This is a genomic window from Kitasatospora sp. NPDC042419 (genome assembly GCF_056437345.1).
The window spans coordinates 133,224-149,239 of record NZ_JBWKAW010000008.1; the positions used below are offsets into that span (position 1 = coordinate 133,224).

Consider the following 16,016-nt stretch of genomic DNA (forward strand, 5'->3'; position numbering starts at 1 on the left):
CCCGCCCCGACTCCTCCGTCGCGGCATTACCCCCGGAGGGGGCGAGGATCCGGGGGCCGAAGCCCCCGGGGCCCGTCCGGCCCTAGGGCAGGACGCGCCTTAGTCCTTCACAGCGCCGGCCAGGCCGGAGACCAGCTTGCGCTGCACCGCGATGAAGAAGATCAGCACCGGCACGGTCATCAGCGTCGAGGCCGCCATGATGCCGCCCCAGTCGTTCTCGTCCGGTTTGAAGAAGACCAGCAGCGCGGAGGGGAGGGTCTGGTTCTCGGTCGCGCTGATGATGAAGGTCTTGGCGAAGACGAAGTCGTTCCAGGCCGCGATGAAGGAGAACACGCTGGTCGCGGCCAGGCCCGGGGCGACCAGCGGCAGCAGGATCCGCCAGAGGATCCGGGACCGGCTGGCGCCGTCGATCTGCGCGGCCTCCTCGATGGAGACCGGCACGGCGGCGACGAAGCCGCGCATCATCCAGATCCCGAAGGGCAGCGAGAACGCCAGCTGCACCAGGATCAGCGAGGCCAGGGTGTTGAGTCCGATGCCCGGCGCGAGCCGGCCCGCGTCGCGGAACATGAAGAACAGCGGGATGGTCAGCGCCTCGACCGGGATCATCTGGGCGATCAGGAACATCACCATGATGGTGGTGCGGAACCTGAACTTGAACCTGGTCACCGCGACCGCCGCGAGGAAGACCACCAGTGCCGACAGCACCACCACCGACAGCGCGATGACCAGGCTGTTGACGAAGTACCGGCCGAACCCGTCGACGCTGAGCACCTGGCGGAAGCTCTCCAGCGTCGGGTGGGCGGTCCACGGCCGTGGGTCGAGCGACTGGACCTCGCCCTTCGGCTTGAAGGCGGAGAGCACCATCCAGAAGATCGGGAACGCGGTGACCAGGGCCACCAGGAGGGCGATGGAGTTGGCGGCGAGCCGCCGGCGGCTACGGGTGTTCACAGTTCATTCCCCGTCCGTCGCAGCGAGCGGATGTAGAGGACCGTCGGGATCACCAGGACCAGCAGCATGATGACGCCGATGGCCGCGCCGAGTCCGTACTGGGAGGAGGCGAACGCCTTCTGGTAGGCGTACACGTTGAGGACGAGGTTCTGGCCGGCGATCCCGCCGCCCTCGGTCATCACGTAGATCTGGGTGAAGACCTTGAAGTCCCAGATGACCGACTGGATCACCACGATGGTCAGGATCGGCCGGAGCATCGGGGCGGTGATCCGGCGGAAGGTGCTCCAGGTGCCGGCGCCGTCCAGCGCCGCGGCCTCCAGGACCTCGGTAGGGATCGCCTTGATGCCCGCGTAGAGCGTCACCATGACGAACGGGAAGGAGTGCCAGACCACCACGGCGCCCACGATCAGGAACGCGGTCCACTTGTCGTAGAACCAGTTGAACTCGTGGAAGCCGTCGAGCCCGATGCTCACCAGGGTCTTGTTGACCAGGCCGAGGTTGGTGTCGAAGAGGAAGCTCCACACCGTCGAACCGGTCATCGCCGGGGCCGCCCAGGCCGCCATGGCGGCGGTGGTCAGCACCAGCCGGGAGACCCGGCCCACCCTGGTCAGCAGGACGGCGAGGGTGGCGCCGACCGCCAGGGTGGCGACCACGCAGAACGCGGCGAAGCCGAGCGTCTGCGTCAGCACCGACCAGAACTGCGCGTCGCCGAGGATCGTCCGGTAGTTGCCGAAGCCGACGAAGCTGGTCGGCACGCCGCCGGAGGCCTGGGCCTGTCCGAAGTCCAGCACCGACAGCAGGCCGAGCTGGTAGATCGGGTAGGCCACCAGCGGGATCATGATGATCGCGGCCGGCAGCAGGAGCAGCAGCGGGGGGCGGCGCCGGCCGCGCGGGGGCGCGGCCGGGCCGGTGCCCCGGCGCCGCCCGCTCGGGGAGGACGGCGCCGCCGGGGCGGTCGTGGTGGATGCGGACACGTGCGGGACCTTTTCTCTCGCGGGGCCGGCGATCAGTGGGCCGCGAAGGCCGAGGTGATCTGCGTGGCGGCGTCGCCCGAGGCCTTCGCCACGTCCGCCTTTCCGGTGACGATCTGCTGGAGCATCGTCGGGATGACGGCCTGCGCGTCGATCTGCGCCCATCCCTGGTCCAGCGGCACGAACTTGGTGCCGGCCGCGATGGTGTCGGTGAACGGCTTCAGGAAGGCGTCCTTGGCGGTGACCTTGCCGTTGACCGACTTCAGCGTCGGCAGGTTGCCCATCGCGTCGTACATCTGCTCCTGGTACGCGGGGCTCGCCAGCAGTTCGGCGAACTCGACGGCCAGGGTGCGGTGCTTGGCCGCCTTCATGACGCCGAGGTTGTTGCCGCCGGCGAACGCCGGGGCGATCGAGCCGACCTTCTCCCCGGGCAGCGGGACGACCCCGTACTTGCCCTTGACCGGGCCCGCGTCGACCTTGCTGCGGCTGGAGTTGGGCAGGATCGCCATCGCGGACTTGCCGGCCGCGAAGAGGTCGACGGTCTTGCCGCCGGTGAGGTCGGCGCACTGCTGGACCGGACAGCCGCTGTCACCGAAGAGGTCGGTGTAGCGCTTGATGCCGGCCTGCGAGGCGGCCGAGTCGATCGAGGGCTTGTACTTGTCGCCCTCCTTGGTGGCGATGTCGCCGCCCGCGTCCCAGACGAAGGGGAGCGCGCCGAAGGTGTACTTGCCGCCGACGGCGATGCCGAAGGTGTCCGGGTGGGCGGCGTGGATCTTCTGGGTGGCGGCGACCAGTTCGTCGTAGGAGGTGGGGGCCGCGAGGCCGGCCTCGGTGAACAGGTCGGTGCGGAAGTAGAGCGCCCGCACGGCGACCCACCAGGGGAGGCCGTAGGTCTTGCCGTCCAGCACCGCGGTCTTGGCGATCGCCGGGTCGAGGTCGCCCTTCTCCTTCCACTTGTCGAGGTCGGCGCCGATCTCGGCGAGGCCGCCGGCCGCGACGTAGCCCGGCAGGTCGGTGTTGCCGAACTCGACGAGGTCCGGGGCGCTGTTGGGGTCGTTGAACGCGCCCTTCATCTTGGCGGCGCGGGCGGAGGCGTCGGTGTCGATGTAGCTGACGTTGACGGTGACGCCCTGGTGGGAGGCCTGGAACTCGGCGACCGCCTTGCCGACCACCGCTTCCTTCGCGGCGTTGCCGGCCTCGTTGTACAGCCAGACCTGCAGGGTGCCGGTCTTGTCGTCGCCCGCCTTGTCGCCGGCCGGCAGCGCGGTACCGGGCGAGCAGGCGGCCGCCGCGAGACAGGTGGCGGCGAGGGCGGTGGCCGCGGCGGTCAGTCTGACGATTCGCATGGGTGGAGACCTCCCCTCCCGACAGTTGCCGCCGAGACGTGCGCCGCTGGGGACGGGCACGTCGAAGCAGGCCCTGACCGGGGCCGATGGTGGGTGCGTGAACGCATTGATGTGGGGGTACGGCAGAGCGACCGCTCGGGTGGGCTGCGTCGCCTGCTCGATGCCACGGACGTTAGGCGCGGGCGATCGCGGCCAACAAGAGGCCGTTCGGGAAGTTTTGCAATGCACAACGCTGTATCGAAAAAGCGGTAACCGAGGTGCAACGGGGTACGGTTCGACAACCGCCGCAGTCCGGTGGCGGAACGAGAGGGGAACGGACCGATGACGGAGAAGGCGGTCAGCGCGGCCGGCAGCGCGGGCCCGGTGGGCGGCCCGGCCGGCACCTCGGCGGGCCCGGCCGCGAGCGCCCCGAGCGCCCCCGCGGGCCCGGCCGCGAGCGCCCCGGCCGGCGGCTCCGAGAAGCCGCGGAAGACCGCCGGCGAGCGCAACCAGTCGTCGTCCCTGCGCCGCGCGCTGTCCGTCCTCGGCTACGTCCGCGACCACGGCGACGGCCGCGGCGTCCCGCTCGCCCAGCTCGCCGAGGCGCTCGACCTCAACAAGTCGACGGTCCTGCGGCTCACCGGACCGCTGCTCGACGAGCACCTGCTCGACCGCGACCGGGAGACCGGGTGGTTCCGGCTCGGCCACGGCTCGCTCCGGCTCGGCCAGGCCTACCTCTCCACCCTCGACCTGCGCAGCGTCGCCGCCGAACACCTGCGCCGGCTGCAGCGCGAGGCCGGCGAGACCGTCCACCTCACGGTCTGGCAGGCGCCCGGCATCGTCTACCTCGACAAGGTCGAGGACGAGACCAACGTCCGGATGGCCTCGCGGGTCGGCAGCCGCGCCCCCGCCTACTGCACCGCCACCGGAAAGGCGATCCTCGCCTGGCTGCCCGAGGAGGCGGTCGCCGAGGTGGTCGCCGCCGGTCTGCGCCCGGTCACCGCGTGGACCATCTCCGACGAGACCCACCTGCGCGCCGACCTCGCCCGGATCCGTGCCCGCGGCTACTCGATCGACGACCGCGAGAACGAGCCCGAGGTCCGCTGCGTCGCCGCCCCGATCTTCGACCACACCGGCGAGGTGACCGCCGCCCTCTCGGTCTCCGGCCTCACCTCGCGGATGACCGCCGCCCGCGTCCGCGCCCTCGGCCCGGTCGTCGCCCAGGTCGGCCTGCGCATCTCCCGCGAACTCGGCTCCGACCGCCCGGTGGTCTGACCGGGCGCCAGGCGGCGGCATCCGGCCCGCCCCCGGGCCGGCCCGACCCTGCCTCACCCGGCCCGGAAACGCGAACGGGGCCCGGTACCTTCTCAGGTACCGGGCCCCGCCCGACTCGGAGCGCCAGGCCCGGGTCGCACGGACTCTCCCTACTGAAAGTAGGACGTGCTCTGGTAGCACCACTGACGCCTGACGAGAGATCATCTCCCTCGCGACAGGAAGAACACTACCAGCCCGGAACACCCGTCCGAACCACGGGAGAACCCCGGACGACGGCCCACCGACCGGGCCCAACTACCCTCCAATCACAGCTCGGTAACGTCTCGTCAGCTCCCTGGTTGTGCCATTGCACATGTCACATGATGCTCCCCATGAGAAAACTCACCGCTCTGCTCTCGGCGGCCGCAGCCGTCGCCGCCCTCAGCGGAGCAACCGCCAACGCCGCACCGGACGACGCCGCCCCCGAGGACACCGGGCAGGGCAGGCTCGTCTGGAGCTCCTGCAACGACGCCGCCACCCCCGCGCTGCAGTGCGCACTGCTGGACGTACCGGTCGACTACGCCGACCCCCACGGCCGCAAGATCAAGATCATGCTGAACCGGCTCCCCGCCACCGCCCCCCGGAACAAGCAGCAGGGCCCGATCCTGCTCAACCCCGGCGGCCCCGGGAACTCCGGACTCTGGATGCCCGCCTACATCACCGAGCGGATCCCGCAGGACGTCGCCTCGACCTACGACTGGATCGGCTTCGACCCGCGCGGCACCAACGCCAGCGAACCCCACGTCACCTGCGACCCCCACTACTTCGACGCCCAGCGGCCCGACTACCAGGTCAGCCAGGGCACTTCGAAGGCCTGGCTGGCGAAGGCCGCCGGCTACGCCGCCGACTGCGCGGCCGACTGGTCCTGGCTGCTGCCGCACATGACCACGGTCGACAACGCCCGCGACCTGGACAGCATCCGGCGGGCCCTCGGCGCGCCCAGGATCAGCTTCTACGGCGGCTCCTGGGGCACCTCGCTGGGCTCCACCTACGGCCAGCTCTTCCCCTCGCGCGTCAAGCGGATGGTGCTGGACAGCATCGTCGGCCCGACCACCCCCTGGTACGACCACAACATCCTGCAGGACAAGGCGCACGAGCGCCGCTTCGACGCCTTCGCCGCCTGGACGGCCAAGGCCGACGCGGTCTACCACCTCGGCACCGACGCCGCCGCCGTCAAGAAGGCGTACTACCAGGTCGAGGCGGCGCTCCGGGCCGCACCGGTGGACGCCTCCCCGGCGCCCGGCAGGATCGGCCCCGCCGAACTCGCGGACACCTTCTACGGCGGCGGCTACAACTTCCTGCGCTGGCCCCGGATGGCCACCGTGCTCTCCGCCTACCTCACGCAGAACGACACCCGGCCGCTGAACATCGCCTACAACCGCTACGCGGCGCCCGGCGACGACGACGGCGCCTTCCCGGCGTACAACGCGGTGCAGTGCACCGAGAACGCCTGGCCGCGCGACTGGGAGTTCTGGAAGAAGGACCAGGCCAAGGTCGACGCCGTCGCGCCCTTCTACACCTATAACAACATGTGGTACAACGCCGCCTGCATGTTCTGGCCCTACCAGGGCAACCCGGCCGGCCGCCTGAAGATCACCGGCAAGGGCCTGCCGCCCGTCCTGCTCTTCCAGGCCACCGAGGACGGCGCCACCCCGTACGAGGGCGGCCTCGCCATGCGCGACGCACTGCCCGGCTCGAAGCTGGTCGTCCAGACTGGCGGCAGCTTCCACGAGGTCCTCTTCCACGGCAACGCCTGCCTGGACGACACCTTCACCGCCTACCTGCGCGACGGCAGCCTCCCCAAGGGCAACGGCCGCATCGCCAAGACCTGCGCCCCCGGCGCCGAACCCGACCCGGTCTACGTGACGCCGCCGCCGAGCCTCACCGGCAAGGCCGCACCCGAGGCCGCGCCACCGGCACCCACCGACCCGGAGGCCGTCCGCGGCGTCCTCCGCTAGCCGCCGCGGCCCACGGCCCGCCGCAACCGCACACCCCGGCGGCCCCGGAAACGCGAACGGGGCCCGGTACCTTCTCAGGTACCGGGCCCCGCCCGACTCGGAGCGCCAGGCCCGGGTCGCACGGACTCTCCCTACTGAAAGTAGGACGTGCTCTGGTAGCACCACTGACGCCTGACGAGAGATCATCTCCCTCGCGACAGGAAGAACACTACCAGGTCAGAGCAGGTGCCCGAACCACGAGGGGACGTCAGGTGACGGGCTCGCGCACGGGATCGGCCCCGGTCCCGGCTGCCTGGTCCGCGGCCGGCGACTCATAGGTGACGTCGGCGGACAGGGTGAGGCCGTAGGCCTTCAGTCGCTGTGCCACCTCGGCAGGACTGCGCTTCCGGTGGCTGGCTCCCAGGATGTGCGCCAGCGAGACCGGTCGACTGTGATCGAGCCACTCACCGCGGCTGGGACGGACCCGGTGCAGGTCGATGTCGTCGGCCTCCACCGGGTCCGGGAAGATCCACACCCCCGAGACCCTGAGGCCGAGCTCGACCACCCGCGCCTGCACCACTGCCGGTTCGCAACCCAGCCGCCGCGCGATGCCGAGTGCTCGTCCCAGCGGGACGACGTCCCCATGCCCCATCCGATGACTTTCGAGGTCGGCCCCGAGAATGGCCAGGTCCAGGGCCTCCACCGTCCTGGGCACCCGGACGCCCTCCGGCAGCCGGTGCCCGAACTCCGCCAACCGGGCCACCACCTCAGCCGGCTCACGACGCAATCGCTGGGCCGCGGCCAAGACGTGTCCCAGCCGTAGCGGATCCTCCGAGCGCAGCCACGGCTCCTTCAGATCGAGGCGATCGCTGAGCATGACCAGGTCGTCGGGGTCGACCGTCTCCGGGACGACCACTCCCTCCGGCAACCGGAAGCCCAGCTCCACCAACCGCGCCACCACCACCGACGACGCACAACCCAACCGGTCCGCGACCAGCAGGACATGACCCACCCGCACCGGCCCGGCGTAGCCCAGCCACGGCGCCACCCCGTCGCGGTCCCTGCTGAGCATGAGCAGGTCGTCGGAGTCGACCGTCTCCGGGACGGCCACTCCCTCCGGCGGCTCGTACCCGAACTCGGCCAATCGCGCCACCACAACCGGCGGCGCACAACCCAACCGGTCCGCGACCGAGAGGGCGTGTCCCAGCCACAACCGGCCCTCAGACCCGGCCCCCTGCCAGGGCATGTCGGACCTCGTGTCAAGAATGACCTCGTCGTCGGGCTCGATCGACCCGGGGGCGACCGGACCGTTCTCCGGTCGGAAGCCGAGCTCCACCAACCGCGTCGCCACCACCCCGGGCGCACACCCCAGTTGGTCCGCGACCCGCAGGACATGACCCACCCGCACCGGCTCGGAGTAGTCCAGCCACGGCGCCACCCCGTCGCGGTCCCTGCTGACCATGATCAGGTCGCCGTGGTCGACCGTCTCCGGGACGACCACTCCCTCCGGCAACCGGAAGCCCAGCTCCACCAACCGCGCCACCACCGCCGACGGCGCACGCCCCAACCGGTCGGCGGCGCGCAGGACATGCGCCGTGGAGACCGGTGCAGTGTGGCTCAACCACGGCCACCGCCCTTCGAGGTCCCGGCTCAGGAGGAGCAGGTCCTCGGGCTCCACGACCTCGGGTACCGCGACACCGTCGGCGGTACCCAGACCGAACTCCGCGAGTCTCTCCAACACGTCGCGGCACGGGATCCTCCGCCGGTCGGCGACGGACAGCACATGGCCCAGTGGGACGGGCTCCCCCGGCGTCAACCAGTTGCTCCCGATCCTGTCGTCGGGTCCGTCAGCGTCGGACGAACGGGAGGCATTGGCCACTTGGTTGAGCAGGTGGTAGTCCGAAGGGCGGGCACGGACGACCGATGCCGACCGGACCGGAGCCACGTCGGGGAAGGCCCCGCCCGCGACCCACGCCAGGGCCCGCCATTCGGCGATGTGATCAGGGGTGTCGGCCGGCGCGAAGGAGCCCGAGCGCAGGAGGTCGGCGTCGAACGGAAAGCACCCGGCCACAGCGCTGTCCGCCGAGAACCCGCCCAGTGTCCAGAGGACGAACCGCCGGGCCGCCGCCTCCTCGGCCACGGCGTCGGCCAGTTCCGGGTCGTGGTCGACCAGTTCGGACAGCCAGGCGTGGTCCAGCACCCGGGCGTCCGGACGGAGCAGTGCCGGGATCTGTTGGCGCAGGACGTCCGCGACGTGGCCGGTGTCGTACGACAGCGTCTCCCGTCGGTCGACGGTGAGGCGGGGCGCGTTGTCCCCGCCGAGGTCGACGACCGCGCCGAACAGCGGCAGGCCGACCCAGAGGCCGTCCGCCAGCACACCGCCGCCGCCGTTCACCCACCAGACGTCGGCCCGGCCGGTCGCATCGACCCGTGCGTCCGACGCCCGGATCGCGTCCTGCTCGTAGGGGTCCTTGGCCCCCAGCGGCGCGACCGAGGAGAGCTCGCCCGCCTCCCAGCGCAGGGGCTCGCCCTCGCCCTCGCCCCGCGCCGTCACGGTGTACTGCGAACGCCAGAGGAGCCGCCGCAGCAGGTCGGTGCAGGACGGGGCGGTGTCGGGGCTGCGCAGGTAGAGACGGACGGAGGTGCCGGCGTCGTAGTCGCGGCCGAGGTCGCGGATCCGGAAGAGGGAGCCCGGGCCGGCGATGTGCACCTCCAGCCACTTCCCGGGGTGGCCCTCGCGGTCCAGGCGGCAGGTGCGCACCACGATGTCGTCGGCGATCATGAAGTAGCTCAGGACCCCGATGCCGAAACGGCTGTTGGCATGGAAGTCGATGCCCTCGGCCCGCCAGGCCGCACGCTCGTCGACGAACTCGGGAAGGTCCGCGAAGCTCATGCCGGCGTGCGAGAACACCTCGCGCAGCTCGCGCTCGCCCATGCCGATGCCGTTGTCGCGGCATTCGATGTACGCGCGGCCCTGCTCGTCGACCCCCTGCTCGAAGTCGATCCGCCCCGACCACTTCGACAGGCGCGGGCGCTGGAGCCGGAGGTACTCGGTCCGGGCCTCGCGGTAGCGGCAGGCGTCGAGCGCGTTCTGGTACAGCTCGCGGATCGCCAGCGCGGGGTCCCCGTAGAGCTGCTCACCCATCAGGAGTTCCTGGATCCGGTCGTCGGCGAGCCGGAACCGCAGGCCGGTCGACTCGTAGACCGGCCTGCCCTGCGCGTCGACGGCGGCACGGACCTGGTCGGCGGTCGCGTGCGGCGGAAGGGCGTGGAGCGGGGCGAGCTGCGGGTCACTGCCCGTCTGGATGTCGATCGCCCGCAGCAGGGCGTCCAGCGAGGCGGCGTGTTCTCGCAACGCCAGCCCCACGGCGGGGTGGTGGCAGGCCGCCGTGAGCACGCGGGTCCGGCCGCGGGTCTCCCAGCCGGCGCCGAGGAGCGTCCGGTGCAGCTCGCCCAGGTCGACCGCGTAGGAGATCCCGAGGTGGTCCACCACCACGTCCGGCAGCCGGAGCGGGTCGATCGCCAGGTGGTGTGCCACCGTCAGCAGGGCGACCAGGAGTTGCTCCCGCACGTTCTGCTCCGCCACGGTGGAGCCGGCCAGTTGGCGCACCGGGCGGATCGTGGTCGGGTCGTAGCTGGTCCGGAGCGCCCGCAACAGGGTGTCGAGAGTGCCGAGTTCGAACAGGCCGGCGATCAGCCGGCGATCGGCGTCGGCGCCGACTCCCTCCGTGAGGCACTCCACCGGGCCCCGGAGGTCGGCCACGATCTGCTGGTAGTGCCCGCCCGGCTCCTGCGCCAGCCACTGGCGGAACAGCCACCACGCGATCCCGGCCGCGCCGGCGTCGTCGCCGGCCTTCGCGGACTGGGCCGCACGGCGGACCAGCCGCGCCCGGCGGGCGGTGAACTGCTCGTACCCCGCCCGTTCCTGGGACGGATTCGCCGTTGCCGCGAGGTCGGCGGGACCGACCGGAAGGGCCTGGACCGCTGCGCGGTTGGCGGCGGCCACGTGCAGGAACGGCACGACCGCCAGGAGGAACGCCTCGGCCGGCGAGAGTGCCGGCTCCTCTTCCGCGGGTACCGACTTCTCCGCCGCGACTGCCGGCTTCTCCACCGCGAGCACCTTCGACAGCAGCCAGCCCAGGCGGCCGGTCATCCGTTCCGCGAGGTCGGAGACCTGCCACGGATCGGCGCCGAGCTGCTGCTTGTCGCGGTCCGCCTCACGGGCCAGCCGCGCGACCAGCGCGGTCGCGGCCTCGCGCATCGCCTCGGCCCCCCGGCCGTCCCCGGCGAGCGTCCAGGCCGGGTGCTCGCCGACCAGGTCGACCCACGGGTGCTCGCCGTCCTCCTCCTGGGAGGTACGCTCCGGCCGCTCGAACAGCACGAAGTCGTCGAGGCCGGTCTCGGTCCGGATCCGGACCCGCTGGCGGTCGACGCCGTGTTCGACGCTCAGCCGGTCCAGCTCCTGCTGGAGCCGCCCGCTCAACTCGCCCAGGGTGCGCGGGCCGTCCTCGTCCGCCACCGCCTTGCCGAGGGCCCGGGAGAAGAAGCTGAACGCCGTGCCCGGCTCCGCGAAGTACCGCGCCGACTCCCCCGGCGAGCAGGCGTAGACGTAGCCGTAGTGCCGGTCGCCGATCCGGTCCACCTCCATGTCGGACCAGCGGATGGCGTTGCCCACGGACATCCTCTTGAGCGTGATGCCCTCCCGGCAGGCGTCGACGAACACCGCGACGTCCCCGGCCAGGCTCCGCTCGACGTACGGGCCGAAGTCCAGGGAGAGGCACTTGGCGGGGAAGTCGTGCGCGCTCGTCCGGGCGCCCCTCGGCACCAGGTAGTCCACCCCGCCGTGGTGGATGCCGTGGCCGCTCAGGCAGAGCAGGAGGGTCTCCCCCTCGGCCGCGGTCTGGAAGAACTCCTCGACGGCCGCGTCGATCCCGTCCCGGTCCGTCTCACCGGGATCGTGGACCGCCACCTCGTAGCCGACCGACGTCAGTGCGTCGGCCAGCTCCGTCATGTCGTCGGCGACGAAGGGCAGGTCGGGGATCGCGCTGTCGCGGTACTCGGGCACGCCGATCAGCAGGGCGCGGAAGGATCCGTTCATCGTCTGCGCCGGGAGGCGGTTCAGGAGCCGAACGTCAGCGTGATGGCTCCCTTGGCCGCCACCTGCGCCGAGGTGCCGACCAGGGTGATGCCGCCGCTCGCGGTGACCTCGAAGGCGACCTGGGCCTGCTTGAGCGGCATGCCGCCCTCCGGGACCCGGAGTTCCCCGAGGACGGCCTGGAGGCCGTCGACGGTCCGCTGCAGGTTCTCGCGGAGGACGGAGACCGGGATGCTGCGGACGGAGGCCTCGCCCGCCGCTCCGTCGCGGCGGCTGCCGAACAGGCCCTTCTCGCCCACCGCGGCCGACCGTTCCCGCTCCGTGTCGTCGATGGAGACCAGGAAGTCGAGTGCCCTCACGCCGTCGCCGCCCGCTCCGACCGTGCCGACCGTCGCGCCCGATTCCTTCGCCTGCTCGAACACCGAGTTCCCCATCCCCTTGCCTGTCAGCGAGTTGACACATCATAGGGGAGCCGCGAGGCCCTCCGCCGGAAGACCGGAACGCCGCCGGCCAGGGGGCGACCGGCGACGGCAACGGCGAGAACGGAGAGGTGCAAGGACGGAGAGGGCCGGGAGGACCGGGAACCGGGGAAACGCGAACGGGGCCCGGCACCTTCTCAGGTACCGGGCCCCGCCCGACTCGGAGCGCCAGGCCCGGGTCGCACGGACTCTCCCTACTGAAAGTAGGACGTGCTCTGGTAGCACCACTGACGCCTGACGAGGAATTCCCTCCCTCGCGACGAGAAGAAGACTAGCAGGTCAGGGCCCCTGCGGCGAAACCCGGCCGCCCCGCTCCCGAGCCCCGGAAAACGCGAACGGGGCCCGGTACCTTCACAGGTACCGGGCCCCGCCCGACTCGGAGCGCCAGGCCCGGGTCGCACGGACTCTCCCTACTGAAAGTAGGACGTGCTCTGGTAGCACCACTGACGCCTGACGAGAGATCATCTCCCTCGCGACGAGAAGAACAGTACCAGCCCGGAACACCCGTCCGAACCACGGGAGAACCCCGGATGGCCGCCGCCCCGCCCGCGACCACCCCGCCCCGACCGCTCGGGACGGCCGCTCGGGACGGCCGCCGCTCAGGCCGTGAGACCGTACCGGCCTCCGGGGCGCCGGTCGCGCGGGTGCGGCCGCCGGTCGCGGCGTGCGCGGCGGAGGGCCGCCAGGACGGAGACCGCGAGGGCGGCGGCGGTGAACAGGAGGAGTCGGCCGCACTCCGGGGCGAGGCCCGACCAGCCGAGGGCGCCGTGGCGGTGTTCGACGAAGCCGTTGTGGAAGAGCCAGGCCGCCAGGCCGACCAGCGGGGCGGCGGCCGGGCGCGAGCGACGGCCGACCGCGGCGCACAGCACGGCGTAGGCGGCCCACGCGACCCAGGTGGACCGGAGTTCGCCGAGCACGGCGAGGACGGGCAGGAGGGCGGCGGAGGCGGTCAGGGCGACCGCGCCGGACATCGCGGGGGTGAGCCGGGTGCTCATGCCGTCACCGACAGCCGGACGCGGTGGTGGCGCCGGAGGGCCTCCAGCTCGCGCTGGAGCGGTGGCTTCGGAACGGCCAGCACCGGACAGGTCGCGTGCCGGACGCAGTAGGCGGTGACGGACGGGCGCAGCGCGCGGGCGAGCGCGCCCCGGCCGCCGGCGCCCAGGACGAGCAGGTCGCCCGGCCGGTCGGCGCAGTGGACCAGGGCCTGCCCGGTCTCGCCGCGGACGGCCACGCTGCGCAGCCGGACGTCCGCCCGGGCACCGCCGAAGGCCTGGTCGAGGGCCTCGCGCAGGCGGGTGGCGGCGGCGTCGCGGCAGGCGGTGAGCAGCGGCGGGCACGGGGAGCGGCGGTAGCCGAACTCGCCGCCGGCCGGGGTCCAGCAGTGCACGGCGAGGACCTCGGCGTCGAGGCGGCGGGCCTCGGCGACGGCGCGGTGGAGGGCGGCGAAGCTGCCGAGCGAGCCGCTGACGCCGACCACGATCCGGCCCCGGCCGTCGTCGTCCGCCTCGTTCCAGGCCGTCTCGTTGCTGGCCGTCTCGTTGCGGGCCGTCCCGTTCCCCGCCGCCTCGTTCCACGGGCCGATCGGGAGGCCGATCGGCTCGTCCGCGTAGGTGCCGGCGCCGTTGTCCGCCATGGCCCTGTCCGTCCTTCCGGCTGACTGTTCGCTGGTTCTGGTGCTCAGCTCCAGCCAAGCCCCGGCGGAGGGGGTCGGGCCGTTCGTTGACGGACTCCTGACGCGGGGGGCGGCCGTCCGTACGGGTTCCTGACGCGGCGGCGGACGGCGGCGCTCCTCGGACACGGACGGCCGGCGCTCAGGTGACCGGGCCGTCCGCCTCCCAGAGGTCCGCGAACATCTTGTCCAGGTACTCGTCCCCGATCGGCGGGACCGGCAGCGGGTGGGTGGCCCGGGCACGGAAGCCGTCGAGCAGCAGGGCGAGGTAGCGGCGCCAGAGGTCCGGGCGGAGGTCGGTGGTGGCGGGCAGTGCGCGGCAGAGCGGGCCGAGCATGAAGAGCAGGTCCATGGTCACGACGTCGGCCCGCATGGTGCCCTGCTGCTGCGCCCGGGAGACCAGCGCGCCGACCGTCTCGGCGTTCCGCCGGCTGATCTCGATCATGCCGGGGACGGTGGGGATGGCCTGGGTGACCAGGTCGTTGATGCCGCGGTCGGCGGCGACGAGCTCGAAGATCCGCTCGAAGTAGCGCTCGATGGCGCCCCAGGCGTCCTCGGCGGCCAGCGCCTCCGCGCCGGCGTCGCCGAGCAGCGTCGCCGCGTCCGCGAACACCTCGCCGATCAGCGCCTCGCGGGTCGGGAAGTGCCGGTAGAGCGTGGCGTTGCCGACGCCCGCCTCCTTGGCGATCTGGTCCAGTGGCACGTCCAGCCCGTGCCGGGCGAACAGGTCGCGGGCGGTGGCCAGCAGCAGATCGCGGTTGCGCTGCGCGTCGCGCCGCAACCGCCCCGGGGGGTTCGCGCCGCCGGCGCCGCTCGCTGCCATACCCCCGACCCTAGCAACCTGGGCGTTTTCCACCGGAATCGCCGCCCGGGCCTCCCCGCCGGAGTCACCCGACGCCCCTACGCCCCTACGTCCCGGCGTCCCTACGTCCCGGCGGACCCGGCAGCGCGACCGCGACGCCTCCGTGGCGGTGGCCTGACGCCGACCGCGAGGCGGCCGGTGGAAGAACAGGCGACGACAGGCTCGCCGACCGACCCGGGGTGACCTGCGGGCGCTCCGGCCGGCCGGTCCGCCCGGGGCTTCCGGCCTTCCGCAGGGCCCGCCGAGGATACCGGTGGATCACCGACCACCGCCCTCCGTGAAGGAGTTGCCTCCATGCGCCGCCTCGCCACCCGGGCCGCCTCGGCCCTCGCGCTCGCCTGCACGCTGGCCCTCGCCGCCACCGCGCCCGCGCTCGCCGACCCGCCCGCGCCGATCCCCGTCCCCCCGCCCAAGGCCGTCGACATCGTCGGCGTCGGGTCGTCGGTGACGCAGTCGCTGTTCAACGGGCTCTCCACCGACTACAACGCCGCGCTGACGGCCGCCGGGGACACCACCTCGCCGCGGCTGTACAGCTGGGACGCCACCGGGTCGACGCAGATCACCCCCAAGACGGGAGCGGACACCATCGCCCGCCCCTTCAACTCCAGCGCGGGCATCACGGCGCTCAACGCCACGACCAGCCGCACCCTCGACTTCAGCCGGGACACCCGTCTCCCCCGGGTGGACGACCCGACGAGCACGCTGTTCGTCGCGATGGCCAAGGACGCCGTCAGCTGGGCCGCCCCGACCGGCGGCAACGCCCCGGCCAACCTCACCCCGGCCCAGTTGGGCGCCATCTACGCCTGCCAGATCACCAACTGGCAGCAGATCAGCCCGTCGCTGCCGAACGCCACCATCAGGCCCGTCCTGGCCGGCCACTTCCTGGTGGACCAGTCCGGGGCGGGCGGTTACGGGACCGACACCACGAACCTCTTCCTCAAGATCATCAACTACTACGGCATCCTGCTCGACGACAACTGGACGGACCACTCGTGCGTCTCCGTCGTCGAGCGGGACAACCAGGGCACCGATCCCGTCCTCCACGACCCGAACGCCATCGTGCCCTACTCGGTCGGCCGCTACCTCGGCCAGGCGTACGGCGGTCACACCGGCCCCGGCGACGAGCCGGGGGCCCTCGTCCCGCGAGCCCTCGGCGGAATCCAGCCGATCAACGCCTTCAATACCATCAACGCCCCGTTCGGGGCGTCGCCGTACGCCTACATCCTCTACAACACCGTCCGCGCCCCCGAGTGGAACGACACCGACACGCACGCGCGGGCCCTGCGCGACATCTTCAGCGTCACCGGGTGGATCTGCACCGACAACGCCGCCAAGGCCGCCGTCCGCAGCCACGGCTTCCTGCTGCTGCCCGCCGCCGCCTGCGGGTCGACCACCCACAGCTAGCGACCCGGACCC

The 16,016-nt window shown here is 72.2% G+C and carries 11 protein-coding genes; 3 read left to right on the plus strand and 8 right to left on the minus strand.

Annotated features, from left to right (window positions below; translation table 11 throughout):
• Positions 1-99: 99 nt before the first annotated feature.
• The 3 genes from AC067J_RS18140 to AC067J_RS18150 are packed head-to-tail and all read right to left on the minus strand — an operon-like array spanning position 100 to position 3,265.
• Complete coding sequence (locus AC067J_RS18140) at positions 100-948, minus strand: carbohydrate ABC transporter permease (RefSeq protein WP_478300283.1); 849 nt, start codon at positions 946-948, stop codon at positions 100-102.
• The gene (locus tag AC067J_RS18145; protein WP_478300285.1) at positions 945-1,922 is read right to left on the minus strand and encodes a carbohydrate ABC transporter permease; all 978 of its coding nucleotides are present in this window, start codon (positions 1,920-1,922) and stop codon (positions 945-947) included. Before AC067J_RS18145 ends, AC067J_RS18140 begins: the two co-directional genes overlap by 4 nt.
• Positions 1,923-1,954: 32 nt before the next feature.
• Positions 1,955-3,265: an extracellular solute-binding protein gene (locus tag AC067J_RS18150; protein WP_478300287.1), complete on the minus strand. Its 1,311-nt coding sequence runs from the start codon at positions 3,263-3,265 to the stop codon at positions 1,955-1,957.
• 321 nt (positions 3,266-3,586) lie between these two features.
• Between AC067J_RS18150 and AC067J_RS18155 the strand changes: the two genes are divergently transcribed.
• Both AC067J_RS18155 and AC067J_RS18160 read left to right on the plus strand, forming a co-directional pair.
• Complete coding sequence (locus tag AC067J_RS18155; RefSeq protein ID WP_478300289.1) at positions 3,587-4,519, plus strand: IclR family transcriptional regulator; 933 nt, start codon at positions 3,587-3,589, stop codon at positions 4,517-4,519.
• A gap of 371 nt (positions 4,520-4,890) precedes the next feature.
• Positions 4,891-6,516, plus strand: coding sequence for an alpha/beta hydrolase (locus AC067J_RS18160; RefSeq protein ID WP_478300291.1), 1,626 nt, complete (start codon positions 4,891-4,893; stop codon positions 6,514-6,516).
• Between the two features lie 247 nt (positions 6,517-6,763).
• Here AC067J_RS18160 and AC067J_RS18165 read toward each other — a convergent pair whose 3' ends face one another.
• The 5 genes from AC067J_RS18165 to AC067J_RS18185 form a co-directional block, all read right to left on the minus strand.
• The gene (locus AC067J_RS18165) at positions 6,764-11,593 is read right to left on the minus strand and encodes a caspase family protein (protein ID WP_478300293.1); all 4,830 of its coding nucleotides are present in this window, start codon (positions 11,591-11,593) and stop codon (positions 6,764-6,766) included.
• Positions 11,594-11,613: 20 nt separating this feature from the next.
• Positions 11,614-12,024, minus strand: coding sequence for a Pepco domain-containing protein (locus tag AC067J_RS18170; RefSeq protein ID WP_478300295.1), 411 nt, complete (start codon positions 12,022-12,024; stop codon positions 11,614-11,616).
• A 644-nt stretch (positions 12,025-12,668) separates the two neighbouring features.
• Positions 12,669-13,064, minus strand: coding sequence for a hypothetical protein (locus AC067J_RS18175; RefSeq protein ID WP_478300297.1), 396 nt, complete (start codon positions 13,062-13,064; stop codon positions 12,669-12,671).
• Positions 13,061-13,702, minus strand: coding sequence for a universal stress protein (locus tag AC067J_RS18180; RefSeq protein ID WP_478300299.1), 642 nt, complete (start codon positions 13,700-13,702; stop codon positions 13,061-13,063). Before AC067J_RS18180 ends, AC067J_RS18175 begins: the two co-directional genes overlap by 4 nt.
• 178 nt (positions 13,703-13,880) lie before the next feature.
• Positions 13,881-14,561 (minus strand): TetR/AcrR family transcriptional regulator, encoded by a 681-nt coding sequence (locus AC067J_RS18185; RefSeq protein WP_478300301.1) that lies wholly within the window; start codon positions 14,559-14,561, stop codon positions 13,881-13,883.
• 333 nt (positions 14,562-14,894) lie between these two features.
• Between AC067J_RS18185 and AC067J_RS18190 the strand changes: the two genes are divergently transcribed.
• On the plus strand, positions 14,895-16,004 hold the full coding sequence (locus tag AC067J_RS18190; RefSeq protein WP_478300303.1) for a hypothetical protein: 1,110 nt from the start codon (positions 14,895-14,897) through the stop codon (positions 16,002-16,004).
• Positions 16,005-16,016: the final 12 nt, after the last annotated feature.

What these genes read in the sequence shown, in the direction of transcription:
- AC067J_RS18150 (WP_478300287.1), bottom strand. Translation starts at nt 3,265, where the DNA reads ATGCGAATCGTCAGACTGACCGCCGCGGCCACCGCCCTCGCCGCCACC.
- AC067J_RS18155 (WP_478300289.1), top strand. Translation starts at nt 3,587, where the DNA reads ATGACGGAGAAGGCGGTCAGCGCGGCCGGCAGCGCGGGCCCGGTGGGC.
- AC067J_RS18160 (WP_478300291.1), top strand. Translation starts at nt 4,891, where the DNA reads ATGAGAAAACTCACCGCTCTGCTCTCGGCGGCCGCAGCCGTCGCCGCC.
- AC067J_RS18165 (WP_478300293.1), bottom strand. Translation starts at nt 11,593, where the DNA reads ATGAACGGATCCTTCCGCGCCCTGCTGATCGGCGTGCCCGAGTACCGC.
- AC067J_RS18170 (WP_478300295.1), bottom strand. Translation starts at nt 12,024, where the DNA reads ATGGGGAACTCGGTGTTCGAGCAGGCGAAGGAATCGGGCGCGACGGTC.
- AC067J_RS18175 (WP_478300297.1), bottom strand. Translation starts at nt 13,064, where the DNA reads ATGAGCACCCGGCTCACCCCCGCGATGTCCGGCGCGGTCGCCCTGACC.
- AC067J_RS18180 (WP_478300299.1), bottom strand. Translation starts at nt 13,702, where the DNA reads ATGGCGGACAACGGCGCCGGCACCTACGCGGACGAGCCGATCGGCCTC.
- AC067J_RS18185 (WP_478300301.1), bottom strand. Translation starts at nt 14,561, where the DNA reads ATGGCAGCGAGCGGCGCCGGCGGCGCGAACCCCCCGGGGCGGTTGCGG.
- AC067J_RS18190 (WP_478300303.1), top strand. Translation starts at nt 14,895, where the DNA reads ATGCGCCGCCTCGCCACCCGGGCCGCCTCGGCCCTCGCGCTCGCCTGC.